The following is a 25,780-nucleotide window of genomic DNA, read 5'->3' as shown; positions in this document are numbered from 1 at the left end:
TTCACACCTCACCTGCAGCTAGAGCATCAAAATCGATAACTGATTTTCTCTGTGCTTCTTGAATTTTATATACCTTAGCAAAATGTCCTCCAAGCTTCATGAGCTCATCAAAGGTTCCTCGCTCTAAAATTATTCCATCCAACATATAGATTATTTCATCACAATCAATTACTGATGACATCCTGTGAGCTGAAATGAGGATGGTTTTATCTGGATAATACTTTTTAATATCTGCAAGAAATTTCTTCTCCGTATCAACATCTAATGCACTTGTTGAATCATCAAGTATAAGCACAGGCGCATCCTTAAGAAGCGCTCTAGCTATAGAAACCCTCTGCTTTTGTCCTCCTGAGATACCTATCCCCTTTTCTCCAACAATTGTCTCATATCCCACAGGGAGTTTTTTCACAAAGTTATGAGCTTGGGCATGTTTTGCTGCTTTTACTACATGTTCCTTTTCAATTTCAGGCTCAGCATATGCTATATTGGAATCAATTGTATTTGAAAAAAGAAATACTTCTTGAAATACATATGAAAATTTATTTCTAAGAGATTTTAGAGAATAATCTCTTATATCCTTACCATTTATCTCAATTGTTCCACTGGTTAAATCATGGATGCGCACTAAGGATTCTAAAAGTACACTTTTACCGCTTCCTGTTCCTCCCACTATACCAATCTTTTTTCCATATGGAATATCAAGGCTGACATCCTTGAGTACCTCATTTCCCTCCATAGTAAGATATGCATTCTTGACACGAATGTTAGGCATACCGCTTATTTTTAAATTTCCCCCGCCATCAGTTATCTTTGATTCGCAACTAATGAAATTCATCATTTTTTGTCCCGAAACAAACTGCTGCTGCATTTGAAATAAGGTATTATTTATTTGTGATATATGATCCATTATCTTAAGTACATAGTTAGAACATGCAACTAGATATCCTACAAGCATATATCCTTTTATAACAAGAATTGTGCTGACTGCAATTGTTCCAATATATGATATTTGCTTAATTGAACTAAATATAACTTCAAACTTAGCTGATAGATTAATTTGGTTGATATACGACTCTCTCACTTTATCATTGTTCTTATCAAACTTTCTCTTTTCAACTTCTTCATTAGTGAAAGACCGAACCAGACGTACTGCCTCAATATTCTCCTGAACATTCAAACTCATCTCACTGTTGCTCTTTCTAATATTGCTGTAATTAACCTTCGCTGCCCTCTTAAAATTTCTCAATGCAATGACAAAAATGGGCATCATAATTAATGGAATGGCAAGAAGACTTATGTTAATAAGCGATAATAGACATGCACATGTAATAAGAACAAATACACTATCTAATATATTGGGAATCATTCTGCAAAAAAGTTCCTTATACATAATGGTATCTGAATTCATAGTTGTTAATAATTCACCTGTGTTGTATTGTGAAATAGACTCACTGTCTAGCTCCATCAGTTTTCGAAATGTAACCACTCTCAAGTCTCTCTCCAGTTTGAGACCAAGACGCTGATTATTAGTGTTTTTAATATAAATAAGAATTATCCTTGCAACAAGAAAAATTATAAATATAACTGCTAAGCTGAAAAAGAGCTTCATCGAATGAACCTCACCATATTTTCCGCTAAGCATAAATGAAAATATACCATTATTTGCAGGTTTATTGTCACATATAACGTAATCAATAAACATTTCTGAAACCAGCGGAATCAGCAAATCTGCAATTATAGCAATGTAGCTAACAAGCTGTATAATAACAGCTTCAGGAAGATTCCTTTTCCAATACTTAAAACCAAACTTTAGTACTTCCATAAAATCACTCTTTTCTTTAAATATTACTGGATGAATTGCCTTATACTGACTTATTTAATAAATGCCCAGTAATTTACTATTCTTATTGAAAACATTTCCCCTTAAAATTTACCACTAATAAGAAATTAAAAAACCTAACAAATTATATGAAAAACATTAAAAATTATGTTTTTTAAATTGAATTTGCTAATATTTTAAATGTAAATCTCGAAAGCTTAGGTTTAAAGATAGTTATGTTAAAATATAGATTTAGTTTATAAATTGTTTATACATTTATGGTAAAATGGGCCTGCATTTACATTATTAATATAGAGTTCGTAGCAAAATAAATATTTTATATTGGAAAAGTGGAGGATGGGACATGAAGAACGTAAAAAAAGTAGTTTTATATGCTGTCATTGTTATAGCCGTAATAGGATGCGCTATAGCAATTAAAAATAAATTAACGATAAGTGCAAAAAGTAAACCTGCTCAAGCTGCTGTTAGTAAAACTTCAGTTGAAGTTCAAACTGCGCAAACAACGAAAAAAACTTCAGGAGACATATATAAAGCCACTCTAGAAGCTTATCAGCAAGGTATTATAAGTAGTAAAACATCAGCAAAAGTTGTTTCCGTATCATTTGAAAATGGACAATATGTAAATGCAGGAGATACACTAGTTACATTAGATGATCAAGACATAAGAAATAATATAAAAACTGCACAAGCTCAGTTACAAACGTATGAAAGTCAATTAAATTCAACTCAAGTTGCTTTGGAAAAACTCAAAGTCAATTTAGATGATGCACAGCGCAATTATGATAGACAAAAAACTCTTTTCGAAGGACAAGCTATATCTCAAACAGATTTTGAGGCTGCTGAGAAAACTTTAAAATCTGCTAAAGCTGATTACGATTCTGGAAATGCAAGTATTCAAACTGCGCAATCAAATATAGAAACAGAGAAGGTAACCATATCAAATTTACAAGACACTTTGAGCAACACAATTATCAAGGCACCTATAAGCGGGATAATAAGTAATAAAAATTTAAATATAGGACAAATGGCGAGTTCTGGTGCATCGCTTGCAACAGTTAATGATATATCATCAGTGTATGCAACAATACAGGTACCTCAGGAAAAAATAAGCATCGTAAAAACAGGGCAAGCAGCTACACTTACAGTTGATGGAAGTGATCAAAATTACAATGGAATTGTACAATATATAGATGGAGCAGCGGATACAACTTCAAGAGTTTTCAATGTTAAAGTTAAAATAGATAATAGTGATAAATCATTATTGCCAGGTATTTATGGTAAGGTAACTCTTATTAGTGATCAAAATGCTGAAGTGCTTACGGTACCAGTCAATGCTTTAGTTGGAAACGAAGGAAACTATTCTGTTTTTATAAACGATAATGGAAAAGCTAAAAAAACAAAGGTAACTATTGGAGAAACTAGCGATAATAATGTAGAAGTAACATCTGGCGTCAAAAGTGGAGATCAAATAATCTGTACAAATACAAGCACGTTGCAAGATGGTGATGAGATAAACGTAGTAGCTAAGCAAAATGATAGCGGACAAAATGCAACTGATAAGAAGGACAATAGCTCAGAAGACACAGCTTCTAAGTAGGAGGGATGACAAATGAATATTGCAAATATTAGTATCAAACGACCTGTATTTATTTCAGTTATAATGATTGCTATGGCTATTGTCGGCATGTTATGTTATCAGAAATTAGTAGTTAATGATATGCCAGATTCTGAACAGGCTACAGTTTCAGTTTCGGTTGCCGAAAGTGGCGCATCACCAGAAGACCTGGAAACCAATGTAACCAAGCTAATAGAGGATGCTGCAGGAGAAATTTCTGGAGTTGCACATATATCATCTACTATAACAGAAGGTAGATCAAGGACTACAATACAGTTTAATCTTGGTGTGGATCCAGAAGTAGCAGCACAAAATGTTAGAGATAAGGTTTCAAGCATTAGAGGGTTACCAAGTGATATTGATACTCCGGTTATCTCTAAGTTTGATACTTCAGCAGCGTCAATTTTATCAATTGCTGTTTATGGTGCAGATGATAATAAACAATTATCGGATGTTGTTGATAATTTTGAGAAAAAGTTGTATACAGTACCCGATATTGGAGCTATAAATGTATCAGGTGAAGATACAAGGGAAATTCATATAAAACTCGATAATAGCAAGCTATTAAAATATGGTCTTACAACAACTGCTGTAACAAATGCCATAAAAAAAGATAATGTTGATCAATCAGGTGGACAGATTAGCGATAAAGATCATCAAATTAATATAAAAATAAGCAGTAAGATAAAAAAAGTAGATGATTTTAAGAACATATTAATAGCTACTAAAAATGGTGCAGAAATTAGAGTAAAGGATATTGCTGATGTTGAAGATGGAATTCAACAGGAAACCAGCCATGCATATTATCAAGGAAAACCAGCAATTGGTATTGATATAGTTAAACAATCTGGCTCCAATACTGTTGAGTTAGCAAATAACGTAAAAAAAGAGTTAGAGAAATATAAAAAGACTTTGCCTAAGAATATACATTTTGAAATTGTTAGTGATGATTCAATATCAATACAAAGTACGGTAGACAGTGTTATAGAAACAATTAGAGATGGATGTATATTGGCTGTCATTATTGTATTTTTATTCTTAAACGAATGGGAAAGTACTCTTATAAGTGCGTCATCCCTTCCTATTTCTATTATAACTACTTTTATTTGTATGAAAGAGAGAAATTTTTCTCTAGATACAATGTCTTTAATGGCATTATCGATAGCAGTCGGACTTTTGATTGATGATGCTATAGTTGTTATAGAAAATATTGTAAGGCATCTGCATATGGGAAAATCAGCAAAGGAAGCAGCCAGAGATGCTACATCTGAAATTGGTTTTGCTGTAATAGCAACAACTTCAGCAGTTATTTCAGTATTTTTGCCTGTGTCTATGGTAACAGGAGCAATTGGAAGGTATTTCTTTGAATTTGGTCTTACAGTTGTTTTCAGTATGGCAATTTCATTGATTGTATCATTTACTCTTGTGCCTATGATGTCATCGAAAATGCTTAGAGCTGGAAAGAAAACAAGAAAAACATTTATCGGTAAATTTTTCAATTGGTTTAATAAAAAATTTGATAATTTAGCCGAAAAATATTCAAAGCTTCTGGTTATTGCTCTTCACAAAAAACTAATAATTTTAATTGCAGCAGGAGTTTTGTTTGCAAGCAGTATTAGTCTTATTTATACACTTGGATTTACTATGATGCCTTCAACTGATAATAATCAGTTAACAGTAAACGCTAATTTTGATTCTGGCATAACATTAGAAAATGCAGGAGAAAAAACTAAGCAAATAGAAGATATACTTAAGAAATTTCCGGAAGTAAAAGGATTATATACTACAGTGTCAAATAGTAATGCGACAATTAAAGTTGAATTAGCCGATAAAGGACAACGTAAGGATAACTCAAGAGATTTAGCTAGAAACTTTAGTAAAAAGTTGCAAGGGATTCCTGGAACACAAATAACAGCATCAGCCTCATCCATGGCGGGCGGCGGAAGAGGATCAAAAGATGCAACATTTGAGCTTGTTGGCGAAAATAGAGAAGAACTTCAAAAATTTGCGCAAAAAGTAGAAGATGATTTACTTAAGAATTCTAATGTGAGAGATGTTGGTACTAACGTTAAGTCTGGCCTTCCAGAAATGACTTTAGAGGTTAACCGCGATAAAGCAGCCGATTTAGGAGTGAGCAGTTCAGATGTCGCAAATACTTTGAGTACACTATTTAATGGCACAACTGTAAGCAAATATGATGATGGAAAAGATATGGACAATGTAGTACTATATTTAGAAAATGATCAGCGTCAAAGTCTTGATGAACTTAATAAAGTTTACGTTTCTGGTACTAATAGCAATATGATTCCGTTATCAGAAGTAACTAGTAAGGTATTAGGTTCAGCACCAGCACAATTGAGTCGATATGATAGAATGGCAGAAATTCAAATTTCCTGCAATGTTTCAGGCGGAGCAGCAGGTACGTTTATGAATTCTTATTTGAAACAAATTCAAACTCAAATGAATATGCCTCAAGGAATTTCAGTATCTTTAGGAGGAAATTCCGGAACTTTAAATAACAGTCTTGGAAGTTTACAACAGGCAGTAGCAATGGCAGTTGTATTCTTGTATTTAGTTATGGCAGCACAGTTTGAAAGTTTCGTTGATCCTATATCTATATTATTCTCTTTACCACTTGCAATTATTGGGGCTGTTCTAGGATTATACATTTTCAAAACACAATTGAGCATGATGTCAATAATAGGTATTATAATGCTTATGGGCTTAGTTTCTAAAAATGGAATATTGCTTATAGATGCAGCAAAACAGAGAATTGAGCATGGTATGCCTAGAGAAAAAGCTATTAAAGAGGCAGGACTTGTAAGGTTACGCCCAATAGTTATGACTACGTTAGCCATGATATTTGGTATGATTCCGCTAGCTGTATCAAAGGGAATGGGTTCTGAAATGCGTGCACCAATGGCACAGGCAGTAATTGGAGGATTAATTACTTCCACAATCCTAACTTTATTTGTAGTACCAATTATGTATACAATACTTGATGATTTGAAAAATAAATTCGAGAAAAAAATTCATCCTAACAAGTCGTTAAAGGACAATACAGATGAAGATTTAAGTTTATAATAATTATTGCGTTCAGCGTAGAAGAAAGGTACCCTTTCTTAAGAACACATAAAGCATATGGACTGCCGCACTATGGTATTTAGTGCAGCAGTCCTTTTTTAATTTATATGGATGCCTCTGGCATTCTAAAATTTTTTAAACTTAATAAAACATTCAGAAATATTCCAAACACAAAAAAGGCTGACTCCTGTTTAGTACAAAGATCAGCCTTTAAATATTTAACTCTCTTCTTAAATTTTCATAAAATCTAATATTAACTTCCATAAACCTCTTCTCTCGTAAAATATCCACTTTTTATAAGAACATCATCTATATTACTCTTATCTATAAGAATTGGTTCAATCAGAACCGTTGGTACGTACATTTTGCCATTAAATAAGGCTGTATTTGTTGATATATGCTCGCCATTAGCCAGATGTATTGCAACATCTATAGTCTTCTTGGCGGATTGCCTAGTATCTTTGAATAGTGTCATTGATTGTGTTCCTTGGATTATTCTTCTAATGGCAGCCAATTCTGCATCTTGCCCAGTTACTGCTACCTTTCCAGCTAAACCTCGTGCTTGTAGCGCTTCAATTGCAGCTCCTGCTGTTGAATCATTTGGTGCTAGTATAGCATCAACTTCATCATTATTAGTAATTAATACATCTCTCACCACCTCAAAAGCAATCTTTGGATCCCAGTTTTTAATTGCTTTTTCTGCAATTATCTTTATATTTCCTATAATAGCCAAGGGATCTATATATTGCATTGCTCCATCCCTTAGCGAAGAATCATATGGAAGATCCGCATACATAATAATGTAATTCCCTACCGGAACTTTAGTAATAAGGAACTTTCCTTGAAGTTGTCCAGCCATCAAGTGATCGAATGTAACAAATATCTCTAAATCAGTTTTTAGTATCCGCGCCTCATAAGCTACCACCTTAACTCCTGCTTGCTTAGCCTTTTCTACCATACCTCCTGCAGTATATACGTCTATGGCCACTAAAATTAATACATCTATGCCCTGTGATATTAGATTTTCCACTTGTGAAATCTGTTTATTCACATCATATTCAGCATCTTCTATCTTCAAAATAACATTTTTTTCTTTAGCATAGGCTTCCATAGCTTCCCTATCTCTAATCCATCTCTCATCTCTTTGATTAGGCAAAGATACACCTATTACTAACCCCTTTCTATTTACAGGTTTGTTTATAAAATAACTACTGCTGATACATTCTTGTAATTCTACTATTTTTTCTGTATTTAAGATATCTTCTGCAACACAAACTGGTACTAAAAAACTGCTTGGTATGGATAGATACATATTTACCACCTTTTAATTGTTTATCCAATTACCAATCTATTCTACTGAAAGTCATATAATTCCATCACTTAGCAGAAATATTTTTTCTAAAATAAAGATATCCCATCTGCACCTGCTTTTAATTCCAGAATTATTTTTTCCTTCTGCTTTATTAAACCACCTATAATAAGGTTTACCAATCTCTTCTTTTTTATATTATTAATAATAAAGTGGTATTACTTAATGAGATTATCAAATCCTTTTTTCAGTAAATTTTCTAGATCAGTACTCAAAAGTGGTCTGCTATATACATACCCTTGAATTATATCGCAGTTTTTCTCTTTCATAACTTTTAACTGGTCTATTGTTTCGATGCCTTCAGCTACAACTTCCATCCCCAACTTATGCGCCATTTCAATAATGCTATCAACTATAGCCCCCTGTTTATCATTGATACAAATATCGTCTATAAAAGATTTATCAATCTTTAATGTATTCAGTGGTATAGTCCTTAAATAATTTAAAGAAGAATATCCTGTCCCAAAATCATCTAGCGCAATTCTTATTCCAATATCCCTTAGCTCTTGCAAAATTACAACATTTTTATCCAGCTGTTCCATCAAAACACTTTCGGTTATTTCCAATTCTATAAAATTAGGATTTATTTTATACTTTTCAACCAATTTTTTAACCTTTTCAACAAAGTCAGGTCTATGAATTTGAAGTGAGGATACATTTATCGAAACTCGTATATCCCCATATCCATTATTTAACCATTCTAATTTTTTTATAATTGCAGTCTCCATAATCCAGTCACCTATTGTTATAATAAGTCCTGTCTTCTCTGCTATTGGAATAAATTCACCAGGAGATACAAAACCAAGTTCTTCATTTTTTAGTCTAACAAGTGATTCAACACCTATTATTTTACCTTCTATATTAACTTGAGGCTGATATTGAAGGTAAAAATAATTGTTTTCTATTCCATTCCTTAATGCTTTTTCAATAATCATATCCTTTAATATTTTCTTTGACATCTCTTCATTATAAAATTCAAAAGTATTTTTACCTTTTTCCTTTGCTTTGTACATTGCTGTATCTGCATTCTTCAAAATGCTGTTCTTATCTTTGCCATCTGTAGGAAAAATACAAATACCTATACTGCAAGTTATATAAACCTGCTTATTGTCTATAATAAAGTAGTTTTTAAATATATTTAATAATTTATTAGACAAATTTATTACTTGTTCCCTAGCTTTCACATTACACATTAATATTAAAAATTCATCTCCTCCAAATCTATAGAGGATTTCATTTTGATTTAATATGCTTTTTGCTTTAGTGCATATTCTTTTTAAAAGTTTATCTCCAATATCATGTCCTAACGAATCATTAATCCTTTTAAAGTCATCCAAATCTATAAACAATGCTGCACCTAATTTATTGTTTTCTACACATTCATTTATTACTTCATCTAGCTTACTCATAAGCGTAGTTCTATTTGGAATTCCTGTTAATGAATCACAATATGCAAGCTCCATTATTTTATCATTTGCTTGCCTAATGCTGGTTATATCAGATATAGTACCTGTTATTTTTATCGGATTTCCTTCGCTATCCATAGTTATCCTAGCTCTATTTAAAATCCACTTTTTATCACCGCTTTTAGTTGTAATCTCAAATTCCTCTCTAAAATATTCTGCTGACATAGTAAGTGTTTTGTAATTTTTAACAATTCTTTCTAGTTCTTCATTTGGTAAAATAATTTTCAAGAAATTTTTGATATCTATATTTTTATTGCTATACCCCGTTAGTTCTTCCCACTTATCAGAAGCAAAGAAAGTATTTGCCTTTATATCCCACTCCCATATTACATCATTTATTCCGTCTAGTGCTTGTTTAAATCTATCTTCACTGATGGCTAATGCCTTCTCATTTTCTACAAGTTCTTCATATTGACACCGTAATTCTTCTTCCGTTGCAGACAATTCTTCATATACAGCAGATAATTCCTCATAACTGCCGCTCAGCTTTTTTATCATGCTGTTAAAATTATTTGATAGTTTTCCTAATTCATTATTTGAGTCGTAATCACAGGATACAGATAAATCTCCATTTTCTGCTTTATTCATTATGGCTATTAAGCCGCTAATAGGATTAGTTATAGATTTTGAAAAAAGCAAACTAATTATAGATGTTATAACTAGCATTATTAGTGTTATCCCCATTATAAAGTATAATTCCAATCGTGCTGGAGCATTTACTTCATCTACATTTTGAGTAACTGCTAAAATCCAATTTATTTTTGGTATTACAGTATATCCAAAATATTTCTTAGTACCATTATACACATACGTATCAAATCCAGTATCAGTTTGGTTTAAATACGACTTTTCATCAACCACTTTTGTTAAAACTGAATTTTCAACTGGTTTACCCAATTTATCTTTTTGGGGATGAGCTATCATAATTCCATCGTCATCTACTAAATAAGCATATCCTGTATTACCAATTGTAATATTTTCTATATATTTATTAAAGGCCGAAATTTGTATTGCATTACAATATAAGCCAATTACATTTCCTTGTTCATCTATTACAGGACTCGCCACCACAATTATATCTTCATTACTGATTTTTGATTTTATTTCATCACTTATTGCTATTTCTCCATTTATAGCTTGTTGAAAGTATTCTCTATCTGTTATGTTTAGCATTAATCCTGTGGAATTGCTGTCAGCAATAATATTGCCCTTTAAATCACAGACAAAAGAATGCTGAACATCATTAAGTTCCTTTACTCTTAAAGTTAGTAATTTATCAACATTTAGAGCCTCTGTTTTATATATAAGCTGTTTTAAATCCTCAGATTGTTTTGCTTCTTTTAATAACTCTACAACACTTTCTATCCTTGCTGAAAGCTCTACTTCTTTTATTTGGTAGTTAACAAAGGTACTTAATGCATTACCTTCTATTGAAGTCACTTGTTTAATATGATTCTCGCTATCATTAGTAACAGACATATATGTATAATTATAAATAGCATAACTTAATATTAGCAGCGGTATTGAAATTAATATAATCATTGTTATTGGTAACTTCTTCTTAATATGCATAACTACCTCCATAAACATTTCCTACAATCAGACTTAATATACTTAAATATACTAACAGTTAATTGTAAACATATACAATTTAAATTTAAATTAATACTCTAATATAGTATTAATTATATTTTTTAGATAATTATATCACTTTTATTGGAAATTTGTTATATATTTAAGTAGCATTTCTAAAAGATAATAATTATTATCGTAAATCCGGAGCCCAATTAACAGAGAAAATGTGACTAAGATAGCTGTAGCTAAAAAAATGCTCGTTACTTAACAGCAGCGAGCATTTTTTAAGTGAATATCACTATTCTTTCTATTCTTTTTAATATCATTCCAAGCAATTACTATATAAAAATTTAAATATATTACTTATTTCAATATCACTAATGCCTTGTTTAAAAATGACATAAGTTAAATCACCTATCTCTTTAAAACTTATTGTACAATTTAAAGTGTATTTTTCAGAGTAAAAAGCATAAATCTAGTATATCTCTTTAAGACTAATTTTAAAATTATTAAATACTGAGCTTACATATATATCATCATTCTTATAGACCTCTGATATAATATACTGATTATCTACCAAAGAGTATTGTATGATCTTCCCATTTTGTTCAACTATATTATATTCTTGCACCTTAAATTTTTGATATACTGCAAGTTTAGTTATATAATCATGAGAGGATGTACTTCTTGAAACTACCTCAAATATAATTTTAGGTACTGAAGTAAAACTTTCTCCCTCTTTAGTTGAATTTTCACACATTACAAAAATATCTGGCTTATACTTATATACTTCTTCTTTATCTCTAAATATAACCTCTATCTGCTCATCAAAAGGTTCACATTTTGACCCATTAAGGAATATGTCAAGCTTTGTTAATATTTTTCTTTTTATTCTATTATGTTCTATTGATGTATTAGAGCTCAAAAAAATTGAACCATTATCAAATTCGGCCTTACCATTAAAGTTATTCTGAATTTCTTCAAATTCTTCTTCTGTATATATATAATCTTTAATAATATTCATTTTATTCTGCCTCCTCATTTATAGATATTTCTATTATATTTTTATAGCCTTTTTTATTCATCTATTCTTCGTACTTCATTGTTTCCTATATTATAACCTAAAATAATTAATGTTAAAATAATTCCATTGCTTTGTTATTCTTATCTTAATTTTTGTATTTCTTCTATAGTTAATCGAGTCTTAACAGCTATTGTTTCATTATCTAAAGCATCTAATAAATTTTTAGCTATTTCTTTTTCCTTCTAATATTGAATTTATAAATGATATTAATATACCTTTGTTTTCTTCACTTCCAAATAGCTTTTTAAATGCAAAATCTACTTTGGGATTCAATTTATACATAAGCTTCACTTCACCTTTATCTAACATTAACTCTAGTAATATTATAGCCTATAAATTATTTCCTTAAAATAAAAAATTACACTAAATGATTAATTTAGTGCAATTTTCAAAATTTTTATATAAATTTCTATAACTAAGTTTAAATTTAAGTTTTACTTCTTATTCAACTAATGCTCCATCGCTTCCTAAAGTATAACCCTCAACTACTGTATCACTTGCCATAGCTCCATTGTCTTTCAAGAAATACCATTTTCCATCTATGTACTTCCATCCTGTTTCCATATATCCTAAAGCACCGTAATCTCTTCCATCACATAAATAGTACCATGTACCATCAGTATCTTTAAACCAGCCTATATCCATTTTTCCATCAGTACCCAAATGGAACCATTGTCCTACTGTATCTTTTTTATCATAAGTCCAATCTCCAAGTTCTGACTTATACCAGCCTCTTACCATAGCACCAGTCTTATTATTAAAGAAATACCACTTATTATCTATTAGTTTCCAACCTATTGTCTTGCTTCCATCATCTTTTAGATAATACATTGTATCATTGGTATCTTGTGTCCATCCTGTTTTTTTGATGGTATTATCATCCTTCTTTGTTTCTGTACTCGTTGTAGTATCTGTTGTACTTGAATGATGATGATGACTTGAACTGCTGCTTGCTGCTAAAATTCTTCCAATAACATATTCAAATGAATATTCGCCACATGTAACACGTACACCTATATATTTATAAAAATCACTTCCAGTTAATTTATATGTTTTACCTGTTCCTATTGCATTAACAAATTCAGAATCTGAATTATCTAATCTATACCATTCATATGTTACTGCCGCACTTGTTGTATAATTATTTCCACCTGCATCTTTAAGCTGTGCTGTTAAAGTTTCTCCAACTTTTGGTGTTCCTTCAATTCTTACTGCTGCTGGTGTTGTTTCATCATTTACAGGTGGTAATTCACCACTTGCTTGTACAATTACATTTATACTTGCTGTATAGTTATTTGGATTTAATACTCCATCTGGCAAGGTCAAGGTTCCCGTAAATCTATATGTTCTTGAAGTATTTCCATCATATGCCGGACTCCCATTATCCCATGTTACTGCTGCACTTGTTGTTATTCCATTACTTAAGGTTACGTCTACTGTTTCTGGTAATCCTATACTATTTTTATCTGTTCCATTTGCTACTGTTTTATCATTTAATGAATCTACACTTGTTATTTCCTTATCTTCTTCAATTGTCATTACTGTAGCTTTTTGATTATTTCCATAATCTATATATGTAATATAAGGATTTCCATCGGAACCTATTATCATTGATGTGTCCGATACAGAATTTACTGAAACAGGTGCATTTCCTACCTTTACCCAATCAGTTCCATTGTATTTCATTACGTATGGAATACTTTCTGAATCAGTATATTCAAAATAAGGTTTTCCATTTGCACCTATTGCTATTGATAGATCATTTGCTCTGTCTCCTGAAGCTCCAGCATTCCCTACTGCTACCCAACTACTTCCATCAAATTTCATTACTACTGCGGCATCATTACCATTTCCATAATAATTATCCCCATCAGAATATACAATATAAGGGGTTCCACTAGCATCTATTGCTATTGATGTGTATGATGCATAACCTTGTGAAAAATCTTCTGTTCCTACTGCTTTCCAACCAGTACTATCTGTGTATTTCATTACTGTTGCGCCATTATCACTATTTCCATAATCCTGACATGCAACATAAGGAGTTCCACTTCCGTCTATTGCTATTGATGTATAGAAGGCCTGACCTGTTGAAAATCCTGCGCTTCCTACTAGCACCCAATTACTTCCATCGTATTTTCTTACTGTTGCGCCACCAGGATTGCTAGTAATATAATCATCCGAATATGCAATATAAGGTATATCATCTGCACCTATTGCTATCGATGCATATTCTGCATTACCTTGTGAAGCTTCTGCATTTCCTACAGTATTATCTACACTTTCCCAACCAGTACTATCAGTGTATTTCATTACTACTAAGGGAGTTGATATGTTACTGTACTGTTCAACACATGCAACATAAATGGCTCCTTTGCTGTCTATTGCTATTGATGCGCTACTTAATCCAAATGCTGAAACGCCTGCACTTCCTACCGTTACCCAATTACCTCCATCATATTTCTTTACTGTTAATTTACCGCCATATGCATTATCTCCATATGCAACATAAAGAGTACCATTTCTGTCTTTTGCTATTGATGTGCACCATGCCTGATCTGCTGAAACTTCTGCATTTCCCACTTCTTTCCATGTTTGTGTTGATGCATGGGCTGTAATTGGACTTAAAAAAGTAACGCCCATAGATAAAACAATCGCCATTGATAATAACTTTTTCTTAATTTTAAATTTTCCCATTAATATACCTCCTTAATTTCAACATTTTGAATAATATTTATTCATACTTTTTTCATACTTTTTCTAAAATTATTACTTATTTATCACCTTCCAATTTCTTTAAAATTTCTTAATTTTTCATAGATACTTATAATGCATTTACCTTATTCAATACTGACTTCCCCCTCATATACATAATTATAGACATCGAATCTGAACCGAATTTGAACAAATGGAGTTAGGTAAAAAATGTCACAAATAGCTAAAAAGCTTGTAAATTCAACGTTTCCGCCAAATTTACAAGCTTTTCTTTTAACATTCTCTTAATCCAAACAAAAAATTTTTTTAAAGTAAATCCCTCGTCATCTTAGGATCATCTATTGAAAAAGCATATATGGTATTTATTGCATTGTAAAGAAAATGTGGATTGATCTGAGCCTGCAAAAAAGCAATTTCCGACCGCAGCGCTTCTTCCACAGAACGATGTAATTCCTCAGGATTACTAATCAAATCTATGTTTTCCAACAATTCATCTATATGAAAATAATCTGAACCCAATTTCTTCACAAAATATCTCTCCTTTCCTAACCCTATATGCTCTATTTTACTCATCTAATTTGAACCGAATTTGAACAAATTGTGCTGGTAAAAAAAGCAAAAGGCTGATAAAGTCAGCATTTCTGCCGAACTTATCAACCTTTTGATAAAATCTGCTTTAATATACGAAAAAAATTTTTTTACAATTCATATTCCTCCGAGTAAAAAACAAACCTGTTTTTACCATTCTTTTTTGCAATATACATAGCTTTATCAGCATTAGATATTAATTCCTCAGCAGTTTCACCATCAAATGGTGATATGGATACACCTATACTAGTTGTAACTGCAACTTCTATTCCTTCTTCATTAAGTAAGATTGGTTTTCCTACTGATGTAATAATTTCATGGCAAATTTCTTTTATTTTAGATATACCGGTAACACGTTGCAAAATTATTACAAATTCATCTCCACCCATTCTTGAAACCGTGTCACAGCTTCTTACAGCTTCTGAAATTCTTTGGGCAACAGTTACTAAAACAACATCACCTTTATCGTGACCATATTTATCATTGATTGCCTTGAATCCATCCAAATCGACGAATAGTACACATATTTTATTTTTATTTTGCTTTGCCGCTATAATAGACTCCTCAAGTACTTCTTCTAACCTTCTTCTGTTTGAAAGATTGGTAAGATAATCATAATTAGCCATTTCTGATAATAAATTTTCCGTTTTTTTACGCTCGTTAATTTCTTCTCTTAATTCACGTGTTCTTTCATCAACCAATTCCTTGAGGTTATCATATAAATATGCGTTTTCCAGTGAAATATCAGGCTTCGAAGATATCCCCTTACTTTCCATTGGAATACGTATTACCATTTTGGCTCCTCCCCCTACTCTTCTTTCTATTTCTAATCCATGGCCATATAGCCTTATGAGCCTCTGATTTATATTTTTTAAAGCAACACTCTTACTTTCTTCATCAGAAAGTAACTTTCCATAAAGGGATTCTGGAATCCCTACGCCATCATCTTCAACACTTATGACAATAAAACTATTTTTACTGTAAACAGCAATTCTTACTGTTCCACCATTCTTTCTACCTGCCAGTCCATGTTGCACCGAATTTTCTACCAATGGTTGAATAACAAGGGGTGGCAGCATGCAATCTATATTATCATCAATATCATAAACAACCTGAAGTCTTTTTCCAAATCGTGCTTTCTCAATAAACAAATAAGCTTCCACCAATTCTAGCTCTTTATGTAAATGTACAAGCTTATCCCTATTTTTAAAATCAAAGCTGCCCCTTAAGTATTGGCTAAGATTTGCTAGTAAATCTCTCGTCATCTTTGGATCATCGAGCGAAAAAGCTGATATGGTATTTAGAGCGTTGTAAAGAAAATGAGGCTTAATCTGAGCTTGAAGAAAAGCAATCTCAGAACGTAAGGATTCCTCCATAGAACGATGCAATTCCTCAGTAGTAACAAGCAAGTTAGAAAATAATTGAACATTTTTAATTGAAATTGAAAACTGAGCTGTCAGCAATTGCAGCACCTCAACATGATTATCAGTAAAAACATCCCTTGATAAATTATTTTCTATATATAAAATCCCAATCAAAACACCTTGATTTGTAATTGGCATACATAGCAGAGATTTAGTTTGGGCTTTCAGAATATAAGGATCTTTGTAAAAGTTACCTTGTCTTGCAGCATCAGCCAGCACCACATACTCCCCAGTGCGTATACAAAAATTTATAACAGAAGCCGCTAATACCCCCTCTGCTTCTTCCAAAGGCACAGAGTGTAGTACTTTAACTTCATCTTCTCCTTGTAACCACTCGGCTTCTATATTCCACCCATGTTCATATTTCAAAAGGATATATGCTTTTTGCGCTCCCGAATTTTCCACCACTATTTTCATAATCTGCCGTAATAGGTCAGGAAGCTGTACTTCTTTAGATATAGCACGGTAGGCACTCATTATGGACATCAAGTCGATATCTTCTAACTCAACCCTTTCATAAGTTTTCAATACCTTTCCATCACTTTCTGAAATGTTAAGCAAATGTCCATATTTTTCTTTAATATGTCGAGTCTTAGCGTCTGCTCCCCATACTTTGTATCCCTTGAAAGCTTCCATCATATAAAATGCAGCTTGTTTATTCATACCAGCAGCTAAAAACATTTTGGCTGCCAATTCATTAGCTAGAGCTTCATCCCGAATAAATCCATTCCTACCCGCTGTTTGTATAGCTAATTCATAGAATTCAGCTGCCTTATATATTTTTCCGTCAATACGTTCAAGCTCAGCCTCTAATATATATTGTAAATGTTGAAAATTTGCTGGATTATACTTTGCCCAGGATCTTATATATTTATATTCTCTCCTTAATCTTCGACGTACCTTGACAGCTTCTTTCGCGCCCATTTCTTTTATATTTGCGGCTAAAACTAAGAAATTACACATTCTACATTCTACTAGATATGGAGTACCTGAATGTTCCTTCAAATATTTATCTGACTCTTTTAAATATTTCATTGCTCCTGTATAATCATCATATATATAATGAATATACATCTTTTCCTTATAGTAGACGCCTATTCCAGATAAAGAGTTAATTTGCTGCAGATACTCTAGGCATTCTTCCTCACTGCATACAACTCCAACACTACCATTTAATTCATAGGTTTCTCTTGACACATTCATAGTAAACTGTCCATCAGTAAGGCCAATATAATTGAGCCACCTATGAATAAATAAAAAAGACATATAATAGGCGTATTTGTTATTTATCTTAATAATTAGAGGAACTTGTTTCATAGCTTTTTCTATTAATAACTTCAAATTCGTGTCTGCTTTAAAAGTATACATGAAAGTGCCGGCTAAACCAATTTGATAATGATCACCATATTTTATTGCTTCTTCCATAGTTTTCTCAAACCATTGATGTAAATCCTGCCATGACCCACTCCATGCATGCCCAAAAAATCCATAAGCAAACAGTACACTTGCACGATATTTGGCACGTTCTTCGGATTCAACTAACTTAAGTGCTAATTTATTAAATTTAAAAGAATTTTGTAGTTCTCCTAACACGGCCAATAGAACTGCGTATCCACAATAAATTGATGCTGCTTCTCGGCTATTACCATAACTAAGGGTCAAATTCAAACCCTTTAAAATAGAGAAAAGAAATAAATTAATATTACCTGCATTATAAGAGATGCAATATAATTCACCCATGATTCGTATTATAAGCTTTATTTCATCATTTTTTATAGGTGCTGCATTTAGAAGGGTTTCTGTATTTTTTCCCCATAAGCGCGCTTTAACAATTATCATTTCTTTGATTACAGAATGCCAGCCTGGAACAGATGGGATTCGAATTCCTAAAAGACGCAGACCAAGAATTCCGTATTCTGTAACCTTATCAAATTGCCCTAAAAACCTATAAATGATGCTTTGCATCAACCGTATTTCTGCTTGATCTATTGGAGTTTTAGCATGCTCCATTAAAATTTCTATCTGCTTCTCAGCTAAAGCATACTCATTATTTAGGTATGCACATTCCGCATAGATCTTAATAATTTCAAATGTAAGTTCATAATCTTGAGTCCAGGCATTATCAGGTAACACTCTTATACCATTTGAAACGTATTGCAGTGAAAGCTTAAATGAAGAAGTTGCTTTTGCCTTCTGGCAAGCCCATAAATTTAACCTAGCCGTCTCAAAGCGTTCCTCTAAGGACTTAATCTCTTCAAGTCCTTCATTCAAATGGCATACTATGCTCATAGCGTGATCTTTCAACATGTTTATTGGTATGTTCTGCTTTATGCTCTTACCAATTTTCAAATGCAGCTGCTTTTGAGCTTCCTCTTGAATTAACTCGATACATGCTTGCTGCACGCGATCATGGGTAAAGCGAAAATCTATATTAATGTCCTTAAGCCTAATCATTGAGACTATATCATAATAATCACTTTCCGGTATAATAATTTCGCTGTCAACTGCTTCCTTAAGGCCAGCTGCCACCTCTAAAGCATCCATATTTTCAACATCAGCTAATATCTCTAAATTAAATGTGGTCCCCACTAAAGCTGCCACTTTAAGCAAATTTTGTGTCTTTTGTGGTAATTTTAAAATTTGATTAATCATAAAATCAACAATATTATCGCTAATTGCTATGTTTTGTATTTCATTATCATCCCATTCCCACTGATGCATCTCCTCACTATACCTAATGAAACCGTTAGTATATAGATGAAGAAGCAAATTTTTTACAAAGAATGGATTTCCTTTAGTTTTTTTGTGAATTATCTTAGCTAAAGACTGAGCCTTAACTTCATGGCAATGTACTGTGTCCATAATGATATTTGAAACACTCTTCTCCTCTAGTGGCTTCACGATAAATGTTGTAGCTTTATCTGATTTTCGAAGTTCATTAAGGGCATTATACAACGGATGTTCTTCCATAACTTCGTTATCCCTGTAACAGCCAACTACTATAAAGCTTTCCATATCGTCAAGAGCCAGTAGGTACTCCATGAACTTCATGGAAGCTAGATCGCACCATTGCAAATCATCTAAAAATACCGTTAGCGGATGTGTTTGACCTGCAAAAACTTTAAAAAAGTTCCCAAAAGTATTTAAAAAACGGTTTCTATTTTCTGTTGGTTCAAGTTCTTCCACCTTAGGCTGAGTTCCAATGATAGACTCAAGTTCTGGAACCAAATCTATAATCAGCTGACCATTATCATTCAGTGCTTTTAACAAACGTCCCTTCCATTGATCCAACATGAAATCCGGCTCCTGTAAAAGCATCCGAATTAATTCTTTAGCAACTTGAGTGAAAAGAAAGTACGGTGTATTTATTTGAAGCTGTTCTGCTTTACCACTTGCAAAAAAACCACCAACTTCCGCAACTGGACGATAAATTTCTTGAATGATAGACGTTTTTCCCACACCAGCATATCCACCTACCAATAACATGTGTGAACCACCTTTAGCCACCTGCTGATACAACTGCTTAAGGGTCCCCCTTTCTCTATCCCTACCGTAAAGTTTTTGAGGAATTTGAAATTTATTTGATACATCATTCATACCTACTTCAAAATCTCCCACAGCACCTGATGAAACTAATGCTTCTAAGCATTTCCTAAGGTCATGTATAATACCTTGAGCACTCTGATAACGCTGCTCCAATTCCTTTGCCATTAGCTTCATTATGATTTCTGAAACGGACTTCGGTATATCTAGATTTACAATATGAGGTGCTATAGGTGTTTTAGCAATATGACTATGGATCATTTCCAACATATTATTAGTGGTAAATGGCCTTTTTCCTGTTATTAATTCATACATTGATACGCCAAGAGAATAGAAATCCGTGCGATAATCGATTAATCTGCCCATTCTTCCTGTCTGCTCAGGAGAAATATAAGGCAGCAGTACTTCAATTCCCTCAGTATTATGAAATTCTTTTCTAGAGTTATTGATTTTTTTAGTCAATCCAAAATCTAGTATGCTTACCTGGCTAAAATCTGATTTAATAAGGAATATTCCAGGATTAATTTCTTTATGTATTAAATTTTTGTCATGAAGCTTTCCTATAACTTCTGTCATTTTAATGAATATATTTAATATTAACATTAACTTGTTTGTAGAGAGCTTTTTGTTCTCATTTCGTATACTTTCAAACACTGGAACATTTAAAAGCGGTATCCCATCAATATTTTCCATAACGATAATATGCCCTTTATAATGTTTAATCAATTCACATACATGAATGATTCCTTGACCCTCTAACTGATTTAAAATGCTGTATTCATATTCCAGTTGTGCCAATTGTTCCTCAGATGGGTAATTATCCTTTATTGTTTTCAAAATTCGGATTTCACCTTGCTTATTTCGTGCCCGACAAACAATTGTATCTCGACTTTCATATAAGGTTTCTATATTTTCATAACCCTGCATATGGATTGTATCCATTTTATCCTCCATGATATTACATAAAATTATTTTCTCCTCGCAATACGTATCTTGAAGCTTTAAAATGCTAAATAAGGATTTAAAATTAATGTATTTATATCAATTTCAATTGCTAGTCCAGCTTCCTTTTCAAATATTTCTTTAATCTTCTGGTAATGCAAAATTGCTGCTCCCTTGTTGTTTATAAGTAAGTATATGGCAATGATTTTAGCATGAATACTCTCATTAAAAGAAACTATCTCTGCCCATTTTTTTAGGTATATCAAGGCAAACTCAAACCTCTGTTTCTGCACTTCATTATCAACAATACTTTCTAACAATTCAGAACAATTTAATTCTAACTCTGCTTGTTTTTCCACTGCCCATCTATATCCATTATGTATTAAATATCCATTTTGATGAATCTCTATTGCACGTTTTACGTCTTCGACACTTAACTTTCCATCTTTATATTGCTTGTATACCTTCATATACTCCCCACAATCCCAATAGTCGGGAGACCATAATAAGCGGCAGATTCCACCTTCTTTTCGACTATTCTCAATAACATCATTTAATCCAAAACTCTCTAAGTCCTTTCTTAATTGATACAGTGTTGTATATAAAATTGATTGTGCCTTATCTGCATCTCTATCATACCATAGCTCTTCTATTATTTTCCCCTTAGATACTGGGTTCCCCTGGTGGTGAATTAAAAATGCTAAAAGTTCCTCAGTCTTAACTGTTCTGAATTTCATCTTTTCCCCATGCTCTGATTCCACAGAAAAACGACCAAAGGAATTTACATATATACGCCTTGGCTTCTCACTCTTCTTTTGATCTCCACACCTTTTAATATATCTTTCTAAGGTTTTTTTCATTCGTTTTTCCGTAATTGGTTTCATGATGTAATCAAGGGCATCTGTCTCAAATGCTTCAATAGCATAACTGTCATATGCAGTTACAAATACAATGAATATATCAGATCTAATTTCCTTAATACGTTCAGCTAACTCGAGGCCATGCATGCCAGGCATTTTAATATCCAATAATAATAAGTCTACCTCTACCATAGGTATGCATTCCAATAGCTCATCCTGATCCGAAAAAGTACCACATATTAATACATCGTCAAATTCACGTAAAACACTTTCAGCCATTTTTAATGCTGGTAACTCATCATCTACAATTATTACTCTAATCATAAATTATGTCTCCCCAAATAATAATATAAACTAGTTATCTTGCTTTATGATTTTCTTCTTCAAAATCCGAAATAATATAAGGTTTGTACTAAAATTAAATCTTCTTATTAGATATATTTTAGTATTTTTCGCCATATTACTCCCAGTACTTCTATATATTTATATTATATCGTAATATTTTATCAATTCAAACTTGCATAATTATTTTTATTAAAATTCAAAGCAAAAATAATACAAAAAAGATGCAGCCAAATTAATAGATGCATCTTTTTTATATTACAGAAATAATCATAAATTTGTATTTCCAAAAGAAACTACTCTGTGAGAGTAATTTATATCAGTACCTAATACTACAAGTTTATCAGTATTTTTAAATGGTTTAAATCTTAAATCTATTTATTATATTTCTAAGCTCTTCAGCCATTTGAGATAAAATTTTACTAGATGAAGCTATTTCTTCAACAGATGCAAGTTGTTCTTCCGCTGCAGCTGATATTGTTTGTGTTTCATCTGATATTTTAACACTTATATTTTGAATATTATTTACTGATATAACTGATGCTTTAGTTCCAATATTTATATCATTAATTGATTTTGATATGGCATGGATTTGTTCAGATATCTCTCTTATCATTTGAAGTATATCACGAAAACTTGTACCTGCAATATTTACAATCTTTGCTCCTGTATCAACCTCTCTTGAGTTTTCATTCATAACTGAAACTGCGCTATTGGTCTTATTTTGAACTTCACTAATAATTTCAGCTATTTCTTTAGTTGCTTCCTGTGACTGTTCTGCCAATTTTCCAATTTCACTTGCCACAACTGCAAATCCTTTTCCTGCTTCTCCTGCTCTTGCAGATTCTATTGATGCATTTAGTGCAAGTAGATTAGTTTGTTCTGATATGCCTTCGATTACATTAACAATTTGTCCGATCTTAACTGATTTTTTTTCTAGTTCACTAATAATAGCTGAGGTTTCATTGGTCTTTTTCTCTATTATTATCATTTGATTTATGGCCTTTTCTACTGCTTCTTCACCAGAAGTTGCTGAAGTTTTAGCATTATCTGTTAATGTTGAAACTGAGTTTGTATTGCCATACACTGTGTTTATTTTATCAGCTATGTTTTCAACTACTCTGGTAGTATCATTAGCGAATGAAAGTTGATCATCTGCACCATTTGCTGCGGTAGTAACAGCTGTAGCAACAAGATTTGATGCATCCGCAGATTGTTCTGCACTTGCAGTTAGCTCTTCTGATGCTAATACTAATTGCTCTGATGTACTTCCTAATTGCTTTAATAATTCAATAATATTTTTTGTCATTTTATCTAAAGCATTTGTTACTATTCCAAACTCACTCTTGTCTTTAAGATTCTCTGGATTTATCTTTAATGAAAAGTCTCCTTGTGCTAAAGCACCTATGAATACTACAAAATCGTTCAATCTCTTTGTAATACGTTTTGTTATTAATACGCCAAGTAAAATTATCAGAATTGATGCAGCTATAGCTATACTTGAAAATGTTACTATTGCAGCTTTAAAATTTGATTTGTCAGCATTATTTATTTCTTCAGCTATTTGCCTATCGTGCTCACCCAGTTCAATTAAACCATTTAAAAAAGATTGTGCATATGTATCAACGTTTTTCTCATAATACTCATATGCTTCTTGATTTTTATTTTCTGCTGCTAAGCTAAGAACAATTTTCCTTTCCTCTCTATACTTAGATAAATTATCATCTATTTCTTTTAGCTTATTTGTTTCAAATGAATCTAAATTTAATTTTCTATACTGGTTCATATAATTATTAAATTCTCCAGCGCGAGTATCTATATCTTTAAGTAAACTATCATTCTCATTTTTATCAGTCGTTATCATAATTCTATAGATATCAGCTGTAATCGCTCTTGCATGTATTCTAGATTCATTTAGCCATTCACTAGACAATAATCTTTCATTATACATAGAATCAATACTTTTGCTAGATAATGACAAAAAATAATATCCGGTTATCCCTACTGCAAGTAACCCTATTAAAGAGCACAGTATAAGCAATGTTAATTTTTTACCTACTTTTAAATTATTAAGCCAATTCATTTTTAACCCCTACCTTTACTTAAAATTCCAACAAAAAAACCTGTCAACAATTAACAAATTAATTGTTGGCAGGTTGCACCGCTAACTCCGACTTCTTAAGGTGCCCAAATAAAAGAAATCATCATAGTTTCCAACTTGTCATAACATAATATTACAAAATATAATAAAATTCACTTATATTTTTATTATATCAAATGTTTATGCAAAAGTACATATGTTGTAAGGTTACGCAGTACCAAAGATTAAATTTATTTATATCTCAAAATTCTATTAATTCCTTTTTTTATTTTCTAAAAATTAAGAAAATGTATTTATTGCCCTTTTTTGAAATAATGCCGTACTAGCTGCGTAGCAATTACGCAAAAAATGTTGTATTTTTCATAAGTTTATAACAAATGCGTACCTAAAACTAATATTCCTACTATCCAGCAATAGTAAGCAAAAGGTCTCATAGCATTTATCTCTTTCTTTTTAAACCATCTCATTAACATTAAAACACTTATAAATGCAAATATCCCTGCTATTACGCCTCCTGCTAATGATGTCATAAGTAATCCATGAGTTTCTGATTTAAGTAACTTTGGTGCTTCTAATATTCCTGCACCAGCGATTATTGGTGTTGCAAGAAGCATGGAAAACCTTGCGGATTCTTCATGTTTCAATCCCATCCAAAAGCCTGCAGTCATACTTGCACCTGATCTTGAGAAGCCTGGAATAAGAGCTAAAGATTGAAATAATCCAACAACAACTGCCTGACCGTATGATAAATCTTCAATATCTTTTGTTCCCTTAGAACGCACTCTTTCACCAAAATATAATAGTAAACCATTGAAAATCAAGAATGTTGCTGCTACAGTAACACTACTAAATACTTCGGTTAGTCTTTTTTCGAATACTTTACCCAATACTGCAGCCGGTATGGTACCCACTATAATAATAAGAAGTAATTTCTTTGAATCCTTACTGTTAAAAATCGATTTAATTATATTAATCCACTCTTGTCTAAAGAAGATTAATAGTGCTACCGTTGTACCCAAATGCATCATTACTACGAATGGAAGAAAGTTTTCCTTTAAGAAAACAGGATCTAGTTTCCATCCGAATATATATGGAGTTAATACAGAATGTGCTACACTACTGATTGGAAATAATTCTGTAATTCCTTGAACTATAGCAAGGATAATAGTTTGAATAATATTCATGTTTAACGTACCTCCAATAAATTTTGTATATAATATGAACATAATATT

12 protein-coding genes, 1 pseudogene and 1 riboswitch are annotated in these 25,780 nt (G+C 32.1%); of the genes and pseudogenes, 2 read left to right on the top strand and 11 right to left on the bottom strand.

What is annotated here, in order from left to right:
• Position 1: 1 nt before the first annotated feature.
• The gene (locus COL3_RS16070) at positions 2–1,822 is read right to left on the bottom strand and encodes an ABC transporter ATP-binding protein (protein WP_008425261.1); all 1,821 of its coding nucleotides are present in this window, start codon (positions 1,820–1,822) and stop codon (positions 2–4) included.
• 361 nt (positions 1,823–2,183) lie between these two features.
• Between COL3_RS16070 and COL3_RS16065 the strand changes: the two genes are divergently transcribed.
• Both COL3_RS16065 and COL3_RS16060 read left to right on the top strand, forming a co-directional pair.
• Positions 2,184–3,437: an efflux RND transporter periplasmic adaptor subunit gene (locus COL3_RS16065; RefSeq protein WP_008425262.1), complete on the top strand. Its 1,254-nt coding sequence runs from the start codon at positions 2,184–2,186 to the stop codon at positions 3,435–3,437.
• A gap of 12 nt (positions 3,438–3,449) precedes the next feature.
• The gene (locus COL3_RS16060; protein WP_008425263.1) at positions 3,450–6,539 is read left to right on the top strand and encodes an efflux RND transporter permease subunit; all 3,090 of its coding nucleotides are present in this window, start codon (positions 3,450–3,452) and stop codon (positions 6,537–6,539) included.
• Positions 6,540–6,792: 253 nt separating this feature from the next.
• On the opposite strand, the gene COL3_RS16055 is transcribed toward COL3_RS16060, so the two are convergent.
• The 10 genes and pseudogenes from COL3_RS16055 to COL3_RS16005 form a co-directional block, all read right to left on the bottom strand.
• The gene (locus COL3_RS16055) at positions 6,793–7,851 is read right to left on the bottom strand and encodes a substrate-binding domain-containing protein (protein WP_008425264.1); all 1,059 of its coding nucleotides are present in this window, start codon (positions 7,849–7,851) and stop codon (positions 6,793–6,795) included.
• Positions 7,852–8,066: 215 nt separating this feature from the next.
• Positions 8,067–10,946, bottom strand: coding sequence for an EAL domain-containing protein (locus tag COL3_RS16050; RefSeq protein ID WP_008425265.1), 2,880 nt, complete (start codon positions 10,944–10,946; stop codon positions 8,067–8,069).
• A 478-nt stretch (positions 10,947–11,424) separates the two neighbouring features.
• Entirely contained in the window at positions 11,425–11,973 is a 549-nt protein-coding gene (locus COL3_RS16045) for a Uma2 family endonuclease (RefSeq protein ID WP_008425267.1), read from the bottom strand.
• Positions 11,974–12,216: 243 nt separating this feature from the next.
• Positions 12,217–12,315, bottom strand: a pseudogene (locus COL3_RS16035) (PD-(D/E)XK nuclease family transposase); the annotation flags it as partial.
• A gap of 159 nt (positions 12,316–12,474) precedes the next feature.
• Positions 12,475–14,730, bottom strand: a complete 2,256-nt coding sequence (locus tag COL3_RS16030; protein ID WP_008425268.1) for an Ig-like domain-containing protein — start codon at positions 14,728–14,730, stop codon at positions 12,475–12,477.
• A gap of 324 nt (positions 14,731–15,054) precedes the next feature.
• On the bottom strand, positions 15,055–15,276 hold the full coding sequence (locus COL3_RS16025) for a histidine kinase (protein WP_008425270.1): 222 nt from the start codon (positions 15,274–15,276) through the stop codon (positions 15,055–15,057).
• A gap of 170 nt (positions 15,277–15,446) precedes the next feature.
• On the bottom strand, positions 15,447–21,245 hold the full coding sequence (locus COL3_RS16020; protein WP_008425272.1) for a diguanylate cyclase: 5,799 nt from the start codon (positions 21,243–21,245) through the stop codon (positions 15,447–15,449).
• Positions 21,246–21,304: 59 nt separating this feature from the next.
• Entirely contained in the window at positions 21,305–22,429 is a 1,125-nt protein-coding gene (locus COL3_RS16015; protein WP_008425275.1) for a response regulator, read from the bottom strand.
• Between the two features lie 379 nt (positions 22,430–22,808).
• Complete coding sequence (locus COL3_RS16010; RefSeq protein WP_008425277.1) at positions 22,809–24,530, bottom strand: methyl-accepting chemotaxis protein; 1,722 nt, start codon at positions 24,528–24,530, stop codon at positions 22,809–22,811.
• A gap of 58 nt (positions 24,531–24,588) precedes the next feature.
• A riboswitch (cyclic di-GMP riboswitch) is annotated at positions 24,589–24,671 on the bottom strand.
• A gap of 245 nt (positions 24,672–24,916) precedes the next feature.
• The gene (locus COL3_RS16005; protein ID WP_008425279.1) at positions 24,917–25,732 is read right to left on the bottom strand and encodes an undecaprenyl-diphosphate phosphatase; all 816 of its coding nucleotides are present in this window, start codon (positions 25,730–25,732) and stop codon (positions 24,917–24,919) included.
• Positions 25,733–25,780 lie beyond the last annotated feature (48 nt).

Source organism: Clostridium sp. LS, from assembly GCF_002760435.1.
In the GTDB taxonomy this organism is placed as follows: domain Bacteria; phylum Bacillota; class Clostridia; order Clostridiales; family Clostridiaceae; genus Clostridium.
This window is presented reverse-complemented; position numbering and strand designations above follow the sequence as displayed.

Excerpts from the sequence above, each read along its gene's own strand:
- COL3_RS16070 (WP_008425261.1), bottom strand. The coding sequence starts at position 1,822 with ATGGAAGTACTAAAGTTTGGTTTTAAGTATTGGAAAAGGAATCTTCCT.
- COL3_RS16065 (WP_008425262.1), top strand. The coding sequence starts at position 2,184 with ATGAAGAACGTAAAAAAAGTAGTTTTATATGCTGTCATTGTTATAGCC.
- COL3_RS16060 (WP_008425263.1), top strand. The coding sequence starts at position 3,450 with ATGAATATTGCAAATATTAGTATCAAACGACCTGTATTTATTTCAGTT.
- COL3_RS16055 (WP_008425264.1), bottom strand. The coding sequence starts at position 7,851 with ATGTATCTATCCATACCAAGCAGTTTTTTAGTACCAGTTTGTGTTGCA.
- COL3_RS16050 (WP_008425265.1), bottom strand. The coding sequence starts at position 10,946 with ATGCATATTAAGAAGAAGTTACCAATAACAATGATTATATTAATTTCA.
- COL3_RS16045 (WP_008425267.1), bottom strand. The coding sequence starts at position 11,973 with ATGAATATTATTAAAGATTATATATATACAGAAGAAGAATTTGAAGAA.
- COL3_RS16030 (WP_008425268.1), bottom strand. The coding sequence starts at position 14,730 with ATGGGAAAATTTAAAATTAAGAAAAAGTTATTATCAATGGCGATTGTT.
- COL3_RS16020 (WP_008425272.1), bottom strand. The coding sequence starts at position 21,245 with ATGGATACAATCCATATGCAGGGTTATGAAAATATAGAAACCTTATAT.
- COL3_RS16015 (WP_008425275.1), bottom strand. The coding sequence starts at position 22,429 with ATGATTAGAGTAATAATTGTAGATGATGAGTTACCAGCATTAAAAATG.
- COL3_RS16010 (WP_008425277.1), bottom strand. The coding sequence starts at position 24,530 with ATGAATTGGCTTAATAATTTAAAAGTAGGTAAAAAATTAACATTGCTT.
- COL3_RS16005 (WP_008425279.1), bottom strand. The coding sequence starts at position 25,732 with ATGAATATTATTCAAACTATTATCCTTGCTATAGTTCAAGGAATTACA.